Below are 14857 nucleotides of genomic sequence, written 5' to 3'. Positions count from 1 at the left end.
ATGCCGGTCCTCCAGCGACCCGGGGTCGGTCTTCAGTACGAGATCCGCGGAACCGGACCGACGGTGCTGTGCGTGCACGGCACGCCGAGCACGCGGGAGTTCTGGGAGGAACCGGCCCAACGGCTCGCGTCAACGGCTCGCTGCGTCACCTATGACCGGCGCGGGTTCGGTGACAGCACGCCGTCCCCACCGGTCGATGCCCTCGACCTGGACGAGCACGTGGCCGACGCCGCCGCATTGCTGGAAGCGCTGGGTGAGGTACCGGCGGTCGTGATCGGGCGGAGCACGGGAGGGCTGGTGGCGTTGGCCCTCGCCCAACGACGGCCCGAGCTGCTGTGTGGTGTCGCGTTGCTCGAGCCGGCGGTCTTCGGTCTCGACCCTGAGGCTGCCTCCTGGGCCCGGGACCTGGGCACCCGCGTGCTCGACGCCGAGGAGCGCGAGCCCGGTTCCGCCTCCCGGGCGGTCTTCGACCTCGCCCTCGGCGAGGAGGTGTGGCCGAGCCTGGACGCCGAGGTGCAGGCGCTCTTCGCCCGCTGCTCAGCGGCTGTGGCGGCCGAGATCCGAGGTGTCGGCCTCGACCTCAGCGCCGATCCGTTCGTGCCCGAGCTCGCGAGCATCGACCTGCCGGTGCTGGTCGTGTCGGCGACCGACTCCTACGCCGCTGCGCGACGTGTGGACGACGCTCTGGTCGACGGCCTGCGCCACGCCGTCCACACGATCGTGCCGGGTGGCCATCTCATCGACCCGGCCGGACCGGCGGTCCTGGACTTCGTGGCGCGGGTGACGTCTGGTCACCCCTCGACCGGCTGAGGCGGGGTGTAGTCCGGGTCGGCCGACGGCGCGTCGGGGTTGGCGACCGAGCCGGCCTGGGCGTCGCCCGACCAGCTCTCCAGCTCGGCCATCACCTCCGCGTGCTTGTCGACGCAGACCACGACCAGGTCGCCGCGGTTGGCGCGGCTCATCGCGTGGCGCACGGCCTCGATCTCGTCGAGCACCAGCTCGGCCTGCTTGCAGCGGGCTCCCTCGGACATCGCGGCACGTACGCCCTCGAGGACCAGGGCGGCGGTCGCGCCGCGCTCGCGGCCGCGCAGGGCCACGTCCTCGCGGACGATGCAGACGTCGAAGTGCTGGGCCGCGATGTGGCCGAGCTCGCGCATGTCCTGGTCGCGCCGGTCGCCGGCGGTGGCGATGATGCCGATCCGCGAGGGACGGGCGAGGTCGTGGGAGGAGGCGATCGAGTCGCCGACGCGGTCCACGAAGTCGCCGAGCATCTTCATGCCGGGCGCGTTGTGGCAGTAGTCGACGATGACGTTCACACCGTTGACCTCGACCTCGTTGAGGCGGCCGGGGGAGAGGTAGTAGTTCGTCGAGAAGGTGCGCAGGCCCTGGCGGATGTCGTGCAGGGGAGCACCCGCCGCGAAGGCGGCAGCGGCGGCGGCGAGGGCGTTCTGGACGTTCATCCGTGCGCGGCCGCTGAAGGTCGCCGGCAGGAGGTGGGTCCAGGCGAGCTGCATCTCGCGGCGGCCGTGCTGGACGACCATCATCTCGCCGCGGTCGCTCGGGTTGAGCACGATCGCCTTGCCGCCGCGTCGGCAGTGCGCGTCGATCATGTCGCGGGTCTCGCTGCCGGGCTCCTCCATGGAGAACCACACGACCTGCCCCGAGCAGCGCCGGCGCATCTCCCGCACCAGCGGGTCGTCGGCGTTGAGCACGGCGTGGCCGTCGCGCGGCACCGCCTCGACGATGACGGCCTTCACGTCGGCGAGCTGCTCCACGGTGTCGATGCCGCGCATGCCGAGGTGGTCGGGCTGGACGTTGAGCACCACCGCGACGTCGTTGCGCTCGTAGCCGAGGCCCTCGCGCAGGATGCCGCCACGCGCCACCTCGAAGACGGCGAAGTCGACGCGCGGGTTCTGCAGCACCATCCGCGCCGAGCGCGGCCCCGACGCGTCGGCCCGGATCACCAGCCGCTCGTCGATCACGACGCCGTCGGTGGAGGTCATGCCGACCTTGCGGCCCATGCCCTTGAAGATGTGGCTGATCATCCGGCTCGTGGTCGTCTTGCCGTTGGTGCCGGTCACGGCGACGATCGGGATCCGCGAGGTCGCGCCGGGCGGGAACAGCATGTCCACCACCGGCTTGGCGATGAACTGGGGCTCGCCGATCGTCGGGTGCGTGTGCATCCGGAAGCCGGGGGCCGCGTTGACCTCGCAGATCGCGCCGCCGGCCTCGCGGACCGGCTGGGTGATGTCGGGGCAGATGAAGTCGATGCCGGCGATGTCGAGGCCGACCATCCGCGCGGCCTCCTCGGCGATCTCGACGTTCTCCGGGTGGGCCTCGAAGGTGCGGTCGATGGAGATGCCGCCGGTCGACATGTTGCCGGTGAGCGCCAGCTTCACCATCTCGCCCTCGGCGGGCACGGAGTCGAGGGTGTGGCCCTGGTCGGCGAGCACCTCGATGGCCGCCTCGTCGACCTTGATCCTGGTCAGCACCTTCTCGTGGCCGACGCCGCGGCGCGGGTCGGCGTTGGTGAGGTCGACCAGCTCCTCGACGGTGGAGGTGCCGTCGCCGGTCACCGAGGCCGGCACGCGCTCGGCGATCGCGACCATGCGGCCGTCGATGATCAGGCAGCGGTAGTCCTTGCCGGTGACGAAGGACTCCACGATGACGTTGCCGCGGCGCGACTGGCCGTGCGCGATCGGGAAGGCAGCGCGTACGTCGTCGTCGCTCTGCAGGTCGAGGCACACCCCGCGGCCGTGGTTGCCGTCGAGCGGCTTGAGCACGACGGGGAAGCCGATCCGGCGGGCGGCCGCGACGGCCTGCTCCTCGGTGCGGATCGACTCCTGCTTGGGCACCGGCAGCCCGGCGGCGCCGAGGAGCTTGGTGGTGAGGTCCTTGTCGGAGGCGATGTCCACGGCGATCGAGGAGGTCTCCGACGTCATCGTGGCCCGGATCCGCTTGGCGTGGACGCCCTGCCCGAGCTGGACGAGGGAGTACTGGTTGAGCCGGATCCACGGGATGTCGCGCGACACGGCCTCGTCCACGATCGCCTGGGTGGAGGGGCCGAAGGCGGTGCGCTCGGCACGCCGGATGAAGTCGTCGCGCTCGGCCTCCCAGTCGAAGTCGGGGTCGCCCTCGACGAGGTGGTTGACCAGGCGGACGGCGAGGCGGCCGGCGGTGAGGCCGACGTTCTCGTCGATGTAGCCGTAGATGATGTTGTAGCGGCCGGTCTGGCCCTTCACCTGGCGGGTCTTGCCCCGGCGGATGTCGTGGCCGACGAGCTGCTGCAGGGCCAGCGCGACGTGCTCGGCGACGTGGCCCAGCCACGTGCCCTCGTTGAGCCGCTCGAGGAAGCCGCCGCGGCGACCGCGCGAGCAGGAGTGCTCGCGCAGCCCGGGCAGCATCGCCACGAGGTCCTCGGAGAAGCCGGGGATGGTGTTGGTGGGGAACTGCTCGAGCGACCCGAGGTCGACCACGAGATGAATCGACTTGTCGTAGGACCAGACGTTGGGCCCGCGGTAGACCCGGGTCTCGACGATCTCCAGGTCCGGTGTGGGTCGCTCGCTCATCAACAGTCTCCCTCGGTCGGTCCGGTGGCTTCGGGCGGGTGGCTCGGGCTGCGGCGCATCTTCAGCCGCCGCCGGATGGCGGACGGGGCCGCGTCCGCGGCGGCGATGTCGCGGGCGAGCTGGCGCAGGTCGCGGCTGGCCTCGGCGAGCTCGACCGCGTCCTCGGGGTCGACCGCCGGCTCCTGCGGGACGAGCGACCGCGTGGTCAGGTTGAAGGCGGTGCCCTCGGGGAGCACGTGGAAGACCACGCCGCTCGCCAGCAGCGGGCTGGACCTCTTCGCCTCGTAGGCGTTGGAGACCATCCGGGCGCCGTCGAAGATGGTCACCGCGCCCTTGCCGAGCACGCGCAGGACCGCGTCGCCGTCGACGGTCTCGACCAGGCCGCAGGTGTCCTCGTCGACGCCGATCCCCAGCAGCTGCGGGCTCTGCGCGACGATCATCAGCAACCGGCCGTAGCGGTTGCGCTGGTCGAAGTGCTGGTCGATGACCGTGGTGTCGACCAGGCCGAGACCCGCCGCCACCTGCGTCATCCGTTGCTTGGGCGTCGAGCCGCCGACGCCGAAGGCGACCATGTGGGACGACTGGATGCTGGCCCCGGCGGACGTGCCGGCGACCACCGCGCCGCGCTGGTGCGCGCGCAGGATCGCCTCGCCCACCGGGGTGCCGCACACGACGGAGGACAGCTTGAGCTGGTTGCCGCCGGTCATGAAGATGCCCGTCGCCTCGTCGAGCGCCTTGACCAAGGCGGGATCGTGGGCCTGGTCGCGCGTCTCGGGGCGTACGGCGTCGACGCTCGTCGCGCCGAACTTGGTGAACAGCGCGTCGTAGACGTCGACGACCTCCCGACCCAGCGAGGAGGCCGTCGGGATGACCGCGATGCGCGCCTCCCGGCCACCGCTGAGGGCGACGAAGTGCTTGAGGATCGTCGGCTTGCGCACCTTGTCCTCGGCGCCACCGATGATCATGAGTGGTCCGTTGGGCATGACAGGCAGGCTAGCGGCTGGAAGGGTTGGAGGATGCAGGAGTCAACGAGCAGCGTGGTCCGACGACTCGTCGTGATGCGCCACAGCAAGGCCGAGGCCAGCGGGCCCTCGGACCGTGAGCGCGCGCTGGCGCCCCGGGGCCACGCCGATGCGGGCGAGGCGGGGGAGTGGCTGCGGGACCGGGGGATCACCCCCGACGCGGCGCTGGTCTCCGACGCCCTGCGCACCCAGGAGACGTGGGCGGCGGTGGCCGAGGGCGCTGGGTGGGACCTCGAGCCCGACTTCTCCGCGTCCCTCTACGCCGCCGGCCCCGACGTCGCCATCGACCTCGTCCGGGAGACGGACGCGGGCGTCACCACGCTCGTGGTCATCGGCCACAACCCCACCATGGCCTACGTCGCCGAGCTGCTCGACGACGGCGACGGCGACGCCGACGCGACGACCAGCCTCATCACCCGCGGCTTCCCGACCTCCGGGCTCGCGGTGTTCACGGTGCTCGACGACTGGACCACCGTCGGGCCCGGCACCTGCCGGCTCGAGTCCTTCCACGTCGGCGACGGGTGACGCGCGCGCTCGACGAGGCCCTCGTGGCACGGTTGCGAGCGGCCGGCTGCGTCTGGGCCGAGGAGGAGGCCGTCCTCCTGCAGGAGGCGGCGCTCTCGGCGCGCGAGCTCGACGACCTGGCCGCCCGACGCGTTGCCGGTGAGCCTCTCGAGCTGGTGCTGGGCTGGGTGGAGTTCCTCGGCCGCCGGCTCGTGGTCGCGCCGGGGGTCTTCGTGCCGCGGCGGCGCACCGAGCTGCTCGCCCGCACCGCCCGCGACCTCGCAGCGCACGGCGACCGCGCCGTCGTGGTGGAGATGTGCTGCGGCGTCGGGCCCGTCGCCGCCGTCCTCGAGGGTGCGGCAGAGGTCCACGCCGCGGACCTGAGCGCGGTGGCGCTGGAGTGTGCCCGGCTCAACGCTCCGGGCGCCGCGCTCCACCTCGGCGACCTCTACGACGCGCTGCCCGCCGCCCTCGCCGGACGCGTCGACGTGCTCGCTGCGAACGCGCCGTACGTCCCGACCGGGCGCATCGCGTCGATGCCGGCCGAGGCGCGCGACCACGAGCCGCGCATGGCCCTGGACGGTGGCGGTGAGGGCGTGGACCTGCACCGGCGCCTGGCCGCGGGGGCGCCGGCCTGGCTGGCGCCCGGGGGCGTGCTGCTCGTCGAGACCAGCCCCGCACAGGCCGGGCTGACGACGGCTGCGATGGAGCAGGCAGGGCTCGAGACGGAGGTCCTGGTCGACGCAGACGTGGACGGGTGCGTGGCCGTCGGCCGGCTCAGTCGAGCAGGGGCGGGGACGGCGTGACGATCCCGAACTCGGCGTCCGCCTCCTCGATCTCCTCGCGGGAGATGCCGAGCAGGTAGAGGACGGTGTCGAGGTAGGGCACGTTGACCGAGGTGTGCGCGGCGTCGCGCACCATCGGCTTGGCGTTGTAGGCGATGCCGAGCCCGGCGGCGTTGAGCATGTCGAGGTCGTTGGCACCGTCGCCGATCGCGATGGTGGCGTCGAGGGGCACACCCACCTCGGCGGCGAACTCGCGCAGTGCGGCCGCCTTGCCGGCCCGGTCGACGACGTCACCGACGATCCGGCCGGTCAGCAGCCCGTCGACGATCTCGAGCTCGTTGGCGCGGGCGAAGTGGATGCCGAGCTCGGCGGCGAGCCGGTCGGTGATCTGGGTGAACCCGCCCGAGACGATGGCGAAGCGGTAGCCCAGGCGGCGCAGCGTGCGCACCATCGTGCGCGCCCCGGGGGCCAGCACGATCGAGTCGTAGACCTCGTCCAGCGCAGCGGCCGGCACGCCCTTGAGGAGCGCGACGCGCTCGCGCAGGGAGTCCTCGAAGTCCAGCTCGCCGCGCATCGCGGCCTCGGTGACCCGGGCGACCTCGGCCTCCTGACCGGCGTGGGCGGCGATCATCTCGATCACCTCGCCCTGGATGAGCGTGGAGTCCACGTCCATCACGATCAGCCGGACGCCGCGCCGGTGCAGCGACTCGCGCTGGACGGCGAGGTCGATCCCGAGCCGGGCAGCCTCCGCGGCCAGCAGCGGCCGGAGCGTGTCGGCCGGGGCGCCGGAGACGTGCAGCTCGATCGCGGTCACCGGGTAGCGGGCCATCCGCTCGATCCGGTCGATGTTGGCGCCTGAGTCGGCGATCCGGCCGGCGACGGCCGCCACGGCGGACGCCTTGAGCGGGCTGCCGAGCAGCGTGATGTGCGACCGGTCGCCGCGGCGGCTCCTGTTGTCACCGGCGCCGCGGTCGACCTCGACGGTCATGTCGAGCTCGGCAGCGGTGCGCTCGATGACGTCGCGCAGCTTCTTCCAGTCCCGCGGGGCGGTGACCAGGATGCCGAGCAGCAGCCGCCTCCGCAGCACGATCTGCTCGATGTCGACGACCTCGACGCCGGCCGCGGCGAGCGCGTCGAACATCGCGGACGTGACGCCCGGTCGGTCCTTGCCGGTGAGGGTGACCAGCAGCGTCTTCGGCTCGTCTTCCATGGTGGGGAAAGGCTAGTCCGGTACGCCGGACCGGTCGGGCGGGGTCCGCGCCTCGGGCTGCCGTTGTCGGTGGCGCGCCGTAGCGTCGCCGTCATGAGCCAGGTCCACCACACCATCGACTACATCGAGCTCGGCGTCAGCGACCTCGCGGCCGCCAAGGCCTTCTACGGCCAGGCCTTCGGCTGGGAGTTCAACGACTACGGCTCGGACTACTCCGGGATCCGCAGTGCCGCGGGCGACGGCGAGGTCGGGGGTCTCAACCCCGGCGGGCCGACCGGTCCGGGCGGCGCGCTCGTGCTGCTGTTCTCCGACGACCTCGACGCGACCGTGGCCGCGGTCGAGGCCGCGGGCGGCACCGTGACCGAGGGGCCCTACGACTTCCCCGGCGGGCGGCGCTTCCTCTTCGCCGACCCGAGCGGCAACGTCCTCGGCGTCTGGGCCAGCGCCGGCGAGCACTGACCGGGGGCCGTCAGGCCGGCGGCCACACCTCAGGGGAGCAGGCCGCCACGATCGCGCGGCGGGCGGTGCGGGCCAGCGGCTGCAGCAGCCCCCGCCGCCGCTCGACCTCGTAGGACGAGAGTGCGCCGCCGTCGTCGACCAGCGCGAGGTCGACGATCGCCCACGCCTGGAGGCCCCGCGCGGCCAGGTCCACGCACCGGGCCGGGGTGCCGAGCGGCGCGTCGAGGCTCGGGCGGTGGTGCAGGTTCATCAGCGCGTCCGCGGCCTCGGGCCGCCAGCGCGCCACGTCCAGGTCGGCCAGGTCGCCGGCCGCGCCGAGCAGCCTCGCGCGCAACGCGCGGTCGGCCTCGCCCACGTCGGGCAGCTGCCGCGGACCGGCCTCGTGGGCCTGCCACTGCACGGTCTCGCCCTGCTCGACGGGCACCAGCCCGAGCGTCCCGACGACCACCGCCTGCCCGGCCTCCAGCGCCGCCTCGTTGAAGGCGCGCGGCCCGCCGAGGCCGAGCGGGTCGCCGTCCGCGGGCAGCGCAAGGCCGGCGTACGTCGCTCCGGTGGCTCGTGAGCGCGCGAGCAGGTCGAGCGCCGACCCGCCCTCGAGCAGGTGCGTGTCCTCGGCGAGCACGTCGAGGACGTGGTCGGTCTGCTCGTGCCCCCGCAGCCAGGCGGTGAGCCACCACGCCAGGACGGCGGAGTGGGGCAGCGCGAGCGCCGGGGACGGGGAGGCGGAGGACGGGTGCGGGGACATCGCGGGCGAGGCTACTCGCCGGTCGCCCGCCGTCGTGTTGCCCACGGGCGCATGGTCGCTGCTGGATAGGGTGCGGGCATGGTCGCCGTCATCGAGCTCGCGGGGGTCACGGTGCGCCGTGGCCGGACGCTGCTCCTCGACGACGTGAGCTGGTTGGTCGAGGAGGACGAGCGCTGGGTCGTGCTCGGTCCCAACGGGGCCGGCAAGACCACCCTGCTGCAGGTTGCGGCTGCCCAGCTGCACCCGACCTCAGGGGTGGCCGGGATTCTCGACGAGGTGCTCGGCACCACCGACGTCTTCGAGCTGCGCCCCCGCATCGGCCTCACCAGCGCAGCCCTGGCCGATCGCATCCCGCGCACCGAGCTCGTCAAGGACGTCGTGGTCTCCGCGTCCTACGGCGTCGTCGGCCGGTGGCGTGAGGACTACGCCGACCTCGACCACGACCGCGCGGCGGCGCTGCTCGGGGAGGTCGGGGCGAGCCACCTGCTCGAGCGCACCTTCGGCACCCTCAGCGAGGGCGAGCGCAAGCGCGTGCAGATCGCCCGGGCCCTGATGACCGACCCGGAGCTGCTGCTGCTCGACGAGCCCGCGGCTGGTCTGGACCTGGGAGGGCGCGAGGACCTCGTCGCGACGCTGTCCGAGCTCGCCCTTGACCCCGACTCGCCCGCCACCGTCCTGGTCTCCCACCACGTCGAGGAGATCCCGCCCGGCTTCACCCACGCGCTGCTCCTGCGCGAGGGCCGGGTGGTCGACGCGGGTCCGGTGGACGACGTCGTCACCGAGGCGACGCTGTCGGAGACCTTCGGCATGCCGCTGCTGCTCAGCCGTGCCGACGACAGGTTCGCCGCGCGTCGCCGTCCTGCTCGCTGATTCCAGTAGTGGGGACTGGATAGGGTCTGGTCATGGACTGGATCCGCGACCACCTCTGGGAGAGCTGGCTGGCGCTGTCGATCGTCCTCGGCGTCGCCGAGATGTTCAGCCTCGACCTGATCCTGGCCATGCTCGCCGCCGGTGCCGTGGTCGGGATGGTCGCCGCGATCATCGGGCTGCCGGTCGCGGTCCAGGTCATCGCGGCCCTCGCCGCGTCGGTCGCGATGCTCGCGCTCGTGCGCCCGGCCTTCGTGAAGCGGCTCCACAGCGGACCCGAGCTCGCGCTCGGGCACGGCAAGCTGGTCGGCACCCGCGGCCTGGTCACCGAGGAGATCTCCGGGCTCTCCGCCGGGCGGATCAAGGCGGGCGGCGAGATCTGGAGCGCGCTCCCGTACGACGAGAACCTCCGGATCGCGCCGGGCGAGACCGTCGAGATCCTCCAGATCAAGGGCGCGACCGCCTACGTCCACCCGGTGGCCACTCTCGAGCCCTGAGCCACGAGTCCCAGCACCACCTTCACGGCACCACCTTCACGCAGACCCACACCAGATCGGGGGAGACCAATGCCGACAGCCTTGCTGGTCCTGTTCCTGCTCGTCGTCCTGTTCGTGGTCGTCCTGCTCGCCAAGACGGTCCGCATCGTGCCCCAGGCGCGCGCGGGCATCGTCGAGCGGTTCGGCAAGTACAAGCAGACGCTGCCCGCAGGCCTCAACATCGTCGTGCCGTTCATCGACAAGGTGCGCTACCTCATCGACCTGCGCGAGCAGGTCGTGAGCTTCCCGCCCCAGCCGGTGATCACCGAGGACAACCTCGTGGTGTCCATCGACACCGTCATCTACTTCCAGGTCACCGACCCGGTCGCGGCGACCTACGAGATCGCCAACTACATCCAGGCCGTCGAGCAGCTGACCATGACCACGCTGCGCAACATCGTCGGCGGCATGGACCTCGAGCAGACCCTGACCTCCCGCGAGGAGATCAACAACGGGCTGCGCGGCGTGCTCGACGAGGCGACCGGCAAGTGGGGCATCCGGGTGAACCGTGTCGAGATCAAGGGCATCGACCCGCCGCCGTCCATCAAGGACGCGATGGAGAAGCAGATGCGCGCCGACCGCGACAAGCGCGCTCTCATCCTGAGCGCCGAGGGCCAGCGCCAGTCGGCCATCCTCACGGCCGAGGGCAACAAGCAGTCGCAGATCCTCAACGCCGAGGGTGACCGCGAGTCGCAGATCCTGCGTGCGCAGGCCGATCGCGAGGCCGCGATCCTGCGTGCCCAGGGTGAGGGACAGGCCATCCAGACGGTCTTCCAGGCCATCCACGACGGCCAGCCCAACCAGTCCCTGCTGGCCTACCAGTACCTCCAGATGATGCCCAAGATCGCCGAGGGCGACGCCAACAAGGTGTGGGTCATCCCCTCGGAGATCACCAAGGCGCTCGAGGGACTCGGCTCCTCGATCCACGAGGTCGCCGGCATCCCGCGCGACGCGACGCCGCGCAAGCGGGTCGACATGGGCCCCTCCGAGCCCCAGCTGCCCCGCGGCTCCGACGACCCGGAGACCCGGGCCACCAGCGAGGCGGTGCAGCAGGCGATCGCCGCGGCCGAGAGTGCGGCCAACCCGGGCAAGTCGCTCCCCTCCTCGGACCCGTCGACCGACACCGGCGGCGGGCCTGCCGACCCGCTCGACCCGGGGGCACCTGCCGGCCAGTGAGTCCACACGCATGAGTCCACTCGAGATGGTGCTGGTCACCCTCGCAGGAGTGGCGGCCGGCACCATCAACACTGTGGTGGGGTCGGGGACGTTGATCACGTTCCCGACCCTGCTGGCGTTCGGCGTGCCTCCAGTGACGGCCAACGTCAGCAACACTGTCGGCCTGGTGCCCGGCAGCATGTCCGGCGTCGTCGGCTACCGCCGGGAGCTGGCCGGCCAGCGCGGCCGCGTGCTGCGCCTGGGCGCCGCCTCGCTGCTCGGCGGTGTCGTCGGAGCGCTGCTCCTGCTGTGGCTGCCCTCGTCGGCCTTCGACGCCATCGTCCCGGCGCTGATCCTGCTGGGTGTGCTGCTGGTGATCTTCGGCCCGCGGATCCAGAGCGCGGTGGCCGCGCGCGCGGAGGCCCGCGGCGGCATCCCCGACCACGGCGTGTGGTGGGTGTGGCCGGCGGTCGCCGGGGCCGGCGTGTACGGCGGCTACTTCGGCGCCGCGCAGGGCGTCCTGCTGATGGCGATCCTCGGCATCGGCGTGGCCGACTCCATGCAGCGCCACACCGCCACCAAGAACGTCCTCGCCCTGATCGTCAACGCGGTCGCCGCGCTCGTCTTCATCGCCGTCGCCGACGTCGACTGGGTCGTCGCCGGGCTGATCGCACTCGGGTCGGTGGTCGGGGGGCAGGTCGGTGCGACCGTCGGGCGCCGGCTCGCCCCCAACCTGCTACGCGCCGTGATCGCCGTCGTCGGCGTGACCGCGCTCGTCGCCCTGCTCGTCTGAGGTCGTCGCCGACGGCTCGACCCACGCGCGGAGCCACGTGTCGACGACGTCGTACGCCCTGGCCCGCGCCGCGGGCCGCGACAGCACCACGTCGTGCATCGCGCCCTCGACCGCGACCGAGGTGACGTGCCGCCCGACCGAGGAGGCCCAGCGGCGAATCTGCTCCACGTCGAGCACGATGTCGTGGGTGAAGGCGTCCTCGCCGAGGTCGTCGCCGAAGGCCGACCGGGCCGAGGACAGCACGAGGGTCGGGCACGGCACGTCGAGGCCGGCGTGGAGCCGGGCATGGCCGCGGCGCACGGCCCGGAGCCAGCCGACGTAGACGGGGCGGGACTCCAGCGGCTTCCAGGCCAGGTCGTAGTCCCACTCGCCACCGTGGTCGCGGTGGAGCGTGCGGCCGTAGACCCCGCTGATCTTCCGGGGGATCTCCTGCATCGGACGGCTGGTGCCGATCCGCTCGAGCGCGACCCGGGTCGCCGGGCTGCGCAGCCACGCCGATCCCTGCATGTCGAACCACGGCGAGTTGAGCACCATCGCCAGCAGCTCGACCGGCCGCCGCTCGTGGGCCCACAGCGACACCGTCAGACCCCCGGTCGAGTGACCCGACACCAGCACCTCGCGGTGCCCGTCGCGCTGGGTGATGCGCCACCACGCCAGGTCGATCTCGCCGAAGTACTCGTCGAGGTCGGCGACGTAGTTGGCCGTCTGGTGCTCGCGCAGGGAGCGGCCGTACTTGCGCAGGTCGATCGCGTAGAAGGTGTAGCCGCGGTCGGCCCACCACCGGGCGTACTCGGTGTGGAAGAAGTAGTCGGCGAAACCGTGGACGTGCAGCACCGCCCGGCCGTTCGGCCGCTCCGGCTCCAGGGTCACCAGCGTCGCGACCACCGGACCCTCGTCGTCCGGGGGGAGGGAGAAGGTCTCGACCCGGTAGTCAGGCCCGAGGAGATCGGCCTGCAGCGGCACCAGCGACATGGCCCGAGACTATCCAGCGACACCGCGCAGCAGGAGCCGATCCACGGTGCGAGTGACCTCGTTCACGGCGAAGTAACAGTTTCCCCAATAGGCCTCGGGTGTCACGGGGGCCGCTCTAATCTTGGCCGGTGTCGAGCGCGCGAGGGACCATGCTGCGGGGATTCTCCTCGTACGTCCAGCAGCGCGTCGACGGCTGGCGCACCGGCTCCCGGGGCAGTCAGATCTTCCTGCTCTGCCTGCTGATCGGCATGGTGGGCCTCTCGATGACGCCGGTGCTCGTCGCCGGCACCGCGGTGCCCGTGACGCTGTGGTTCCTCTACCTGATGCTCGGCGTGATGCTGCTGCGCTTCGGCCCTCTGCTCGTCCTCACCCCCTGCGTCATCGCCGCCGCGGTGTGGAGCTCGGTGGAGTCGGGCCTGGTGGGGGAGCGCGCGATCCTCGGGCTCCTGATCCTGTCCCTCGGCGCCGTCCTGGTGCTCTACCAGTCGAGCCGCCAGCGGTCGGGGCTGCCGATGGCGCTGAGCGAGGCGGTGCTGACCCAGCTGCGCGACCGGCTGCAGCGGCAGGGTGTCGTGCCCGCGCTGCCCGTGGGCTGGCGGTCGCAGTCGGCGACGATCACCGCGAACGGCCCGAGCTACGCCGGTGACTTCCTCGTCGCCGACCTCCGCGACGGACGCTGGCTGGAGATGGCCCTCGTCGACGTCTGCGGCAAGGGCACGTCGGTCGGCCCGCAGGCGCTGCAGTTCGCCGGAGCGCTGGGCGGGCTCATCGGTGCGCTCCCCCCGGCCGAGCTGATGTCCGCGGCCAACCACTTCCTGCTGAGGCAGGAGTCCGACGAGTCGCTGGCGACCGCGGTTCACCTCAAGGTCGACCTGGTGACCGGCGACTACACGATCACCAGCGCCGGTCACCCGCCGGCACTGCACTGGCACCTCGGCACGCGGGGCTGGACGGTCGACAACGCCCGCGGGATGGCGCTGGGCGTCATCGCTGAGGCCGACTTCACCCCGAGCCGTGGTCGCCTGCAGCCGGGCGAGGCGCTGATGTTCTACACCGACGGCGTCGTGGAGACCTCCGACCGCGACCTCGACGACGGGATCGACTGGCTGCGCGACCAGGCGCTCCAGGCCGTCGACGCCCGCGGCTTCAACGGGATGCCCAAGCGGGTGCTGAAGAAGGTGCCGCGCGGCGACGACGACCGGGCCCTGCTGGTCCTCGAGCGGCTGCCGCTCACCTCACCCGAGCGCGACAGTGCCCACGCGGGCTGACCGAGGATCAGGCCCCGCGGGAGTAGAGGTCGCGGATCACGTCCTCGATGTCGGGCTCCTGGATGGACAGGTCGGCCACGTCGTACGCCGCCGCCACCGCGGCCACGATCGGAGCCGCGCTGGCCTCGGTCGGGAAGGAGAGCCACTGGCGCGGCCCCTCGACCTTGCGGACGGTCGCGCCGGGCACCTCGATCGGGTCGGCCTCGTCGACCAGGTCCACGACGAGGGTGCGTGCCGACCCGCCCTGGGCGTGCAGGCCCGCGAGCGAGCCGTCGTACACCGCGGTGCCGTGGTCGATCACGATGACCCGGTCGCAGAGCGCCTCGATGTCCTGGAGGTCGTGGGTGGTCAGCAGCAGGGTGGTGCCGCGCTCGGCGTTCAGCGCGCGGAGGAACTCGCGCAGGCGCCCCTTGCTGACCACGTCGAGGCCGATGGTGGGCTCGTCGAGGTAGACCACCTCGGGGTCGTGGAGCAGCGCCGCGGTGATGTCGCCGCGCATCCGCTGCCCCAGGCTGAGCTGGCGCACCGGGGTGTCGAGCTGGGCGCCGAGGTCGAGCAGGTCGATGAAGCGGTCGAGGTTCGCGCGGTAGCGCTCCGGCGAGATTCGGTACATCTTCTGGAGCAGGTCGAAGGAGTCGCGCAGCGGTAGGTCCCACCACAGTGTGGACCGCTGGCCGAAGACCACGCCGATCCGCCGGGCGAGCTCGACGCGCTGACGGCTCGGGTCGAGGCCGGCCACCCGCACCTCGCCGCCCGTGGGCACCAGGATGCCGGTCAGCATCTTGATGGTGGTCGACTTCCCGGCGCCGTTGGGCCCGATGTAGCCGACCATCTCGCCGGGCTCGACGGAGAAGGTGAGGTCGTGCACGGCCCGCACCTGGTCGCGCACCCGGCGACGACGGCCCTCCACCTGACGGCGTACGTCGAAGGTGCGCTCGAGGTCGCGCACGTCGATGAGCGGCTGGGACATGG

At 72.3% G+C, this 14857-nt stretch carries 15 protein-coding genes; 9 read left to right on the top strand and 6 right to left on the bottom strand.

Annotation, left to right across the window (positions count from 1 at the left end; genetic code table 11):
* Entirely contained in the window at positions 1 to 810 is an 810-nt protein-coding gene (locus ACE3QY_RS19020) for an alpha/beta fold hydrolase (RefSeq protein ID WP_374457625.1), read from the top strand.
* Here the strand turns inward: ACE3QY_RS19020 and cphA are convergent.
* Together cphA and ACE3QY_RS19010 are read right to left on the bottom strand one after the other, a co-directional pair.
* Positions 792 to 3569: a cyanophycin synthetase gene (gene cphA / locus ACE3QY_RS19015; protein ID WP_374457624.1), complete on the bottom strand. Its 2778-nt coding sequence runs from the start codon at positions 3567 to 3569 to the stop codon at positions 792 to 794. The genes ACE3QY_RS19020 and cphA overlap by 19 nt on opposite strands.
* Complete coding sequence (locus ACE3QY_RS19010) at positions 3569 to 4552, bottom strand: cyanophycinase (protein ID WP_374457623.1); 984 nt, start codon at positions 4550 to 4552, stop codon at positions 3569 to 3571. Before ACE3QY_RS19010 ends, cphA begins: the two co-directional genes overlap by 1 nt.
* A 33-nt stretch (positions 4553 to 4585) precedes the next feature.
* Here ACE3QY_RS19010 and ACE3QY_RS19005 point away from each other — a divergent pair, with 33 nt between their 5' ends.
* Both ACE3QY_RS19005 and ACE3QY_RS19000 read left to right on the top strand, forming a co-directional pair.
* Positions 4586 to 5116 (top strand): histidine phosphatase family protein, encoded by a 531-nt coding sequence (locus ACE3QY_RS19005; protein WP_374457622.1) that lies wholly within the window; start codon positions 4586 to 4588, stop codon positions 5114 to 5116.
* 23 nt (positions 5117 to 5139) lie between these two features.
* Complete coding sequence (locus tag ACE3QY_RS19000; protein WP_374457621.1) at positions 5140 to 5901, top strand: putative protein N(5)-glutamine methyltransferase; 762 nt, start codon at positions 5140 to 5142, stop codon at positions 5899 to 5901.
* Here ACE3QY_RS19000 and serB read toward each other — a convergent pair.
* A complete protein-coding gene (serB, locus tag ACE3QY_RS18995) occupies positions 5873 to 7090 on the bottom strand; it encodes a phosphoserine phosphatase SerB (protein WP_374457620.1) in 1218 nt (405 codons plus the stop codon). The genes ACE3QY_RS19000 and serB overlap by 29 nt on opposite strands.
* 93 nt (positions 7091 to 7183) lie before the next feature.
* Here serB and ACE3QY_RS18990 point away from each other — a divergent pair, with 93 nt between their 5' ends.
* Positions 7184 to 7549 carry a VOC family protein gene (locus ACE3QY_RS18990; RefSeq protein WP_374457619.1) on the top strand — a complete coding sequence of 122 codons (366 nt, stop codon included), beginning with the start codon at positions 7184 to 7186 and terminating at the stop codon, positions 7547 to 7549.
* Between the two features lie 10 nt (positions 7550 to 7559).
* On the opposite strand, the gene ACE3QY_RS18985 is transcribed toward ACE3QY_RS18990, so the two are convergent.
* Positions 7560 to 8339, bottom strand: a complete 780-nt coding sequence (locus ACE3QY_RS18985; RefSeq protein WP_374457618.1) for a hypothetical protein — start codon at positions 8337 to 8339, stop codon at positions 7560 to 7562.
* Positions 8340 to 8372: 33 nt separating this feature from the next.
* Between ACE3QY_RS18985 and ACE3QY_RS18980 the strand changes: the two genes are divergently transcribed.
* The 4 genes from ACE3QY_RS18980 to ACE3QY_RS18965 all read left to right on the top strand — a co-directional run bounded on the left by ACE3QY_RS18980 (position 8373) and on the right by ACE3QY_RS18965 (position 11645).
* Positions 8373 to 9164 carry an ABC transporter ATP-binding protein gene (locus ACE3QY_RS18980; protein WP_374457617.1) on the top strand — a complete coding sequence of 264 codons (792 nt, stop codon included), beginning with the start codon at positions 8373 to 8375 and terminating at the stop codon, positions 9162 to 9164.
* A 32-nt stretch (positions 9165 to 9196) separates the two neighbouring features.
* Positions 9197 to 9658 carry an NfeD family protein gene (locus ACE3QY_RS18975; RefSeq protein WP_374457616.1) on the top strand — a complete coding sequence of 154 codons (462 nt, stop codon included), beginning with the start codon at positions 9197 to 9199 and terminating at the stop codon, positions 9656 to 9658.
* 69 nt (positions 9659 to 9727) lie between these two features.
* Positions 9728 to 10873, top strand: a complete 1146-nt coding sequence (locus ACE3QY_RS18970; protein WP_374457615.1) for an SPFH domain-containing protein — start codon at positions 9728 to 9730, stop codon at positions 10871 to 10873.
* Positions 10874 to 10883: 10 nt separating this feature from the next.
* The gene (locus ACE3QY_RS18965; protein WP_374457614.1) at positions 10884 to 11645 is read left to right on the top strand and encodes a sulfite exporter TauE/SafE family protein; all 762 of its coding nucleotides are present in this window, start codon (positions 10884 to 10886) and stop codon (positions 11643 to 11645) included.
* Here ACE3QY_RS18965 and ACE3QY_RS18960 read toward each other — a convergent pair.
* On the bottom strand, positions 11589 to 12617 hold the full coding sequence (locus tag ACE3QY_RS18960) for an alpha/beta hydrolase (protein WP_374457613.1): 1029 nt from the start codon (positions 12615 to 12617) through the stop codon (positions 11589 to 11591). The two genes, ACE3QY_RS18965 and ACE3QY_RS18960, sit on opposite strands and share 57 nt — an antisense overlap.
* 128 nt (positions 12618 to 12745) lie before the next feature.
* Between ACE3QY_RS18960 and ACE3QY_RS18955 the strand changes: the two genes are divergently transcribed.
* Positions 12746 to 13885, top strand: a complete 1140-nt coding sequence (locus ACE3QY_RS18955; protein ID WP_374457612.1) for a PP2C family protein-serine/threonine phosphatase — start codon at positions 12746 to 12748, stop codon at positions 13883 to 13885.
* 7 nt (positions 13886 to 13892) lie between these two features.
* On the opposite strand, the gene ACE3QY_RS18950 is transcribed toward ACE3QY_RS18955, so the two are convergent.
* On the bottom strand, positions 13893 to 14855 hold the full coding sequence (locus ACE3QY_RS18950) for an ATP-binding cassette domain-containing protein (RefSeq protein ID WP_374457611.1): 963 nt from the start codon (positions 14853 to 14855) through the stop codon (positions 13893 to 13895).
* Positions 14856 to 14857: the final 2 nt, after the last annotated feature.

Origin of the sequence: Nocardioides sp. (assembly GCF_041913365.1) — a bacterium.
Taxonomy (GTDB): Bacteria; Actinomycetota; Actinomycetes; order Propionibacteriales; family Nocardioidaceae; genus Nocardioides.
Note: the sequence above shows the minus strand (reverse complement) of the source record. Positions and strands in the feature narration are given on the sequence as shown.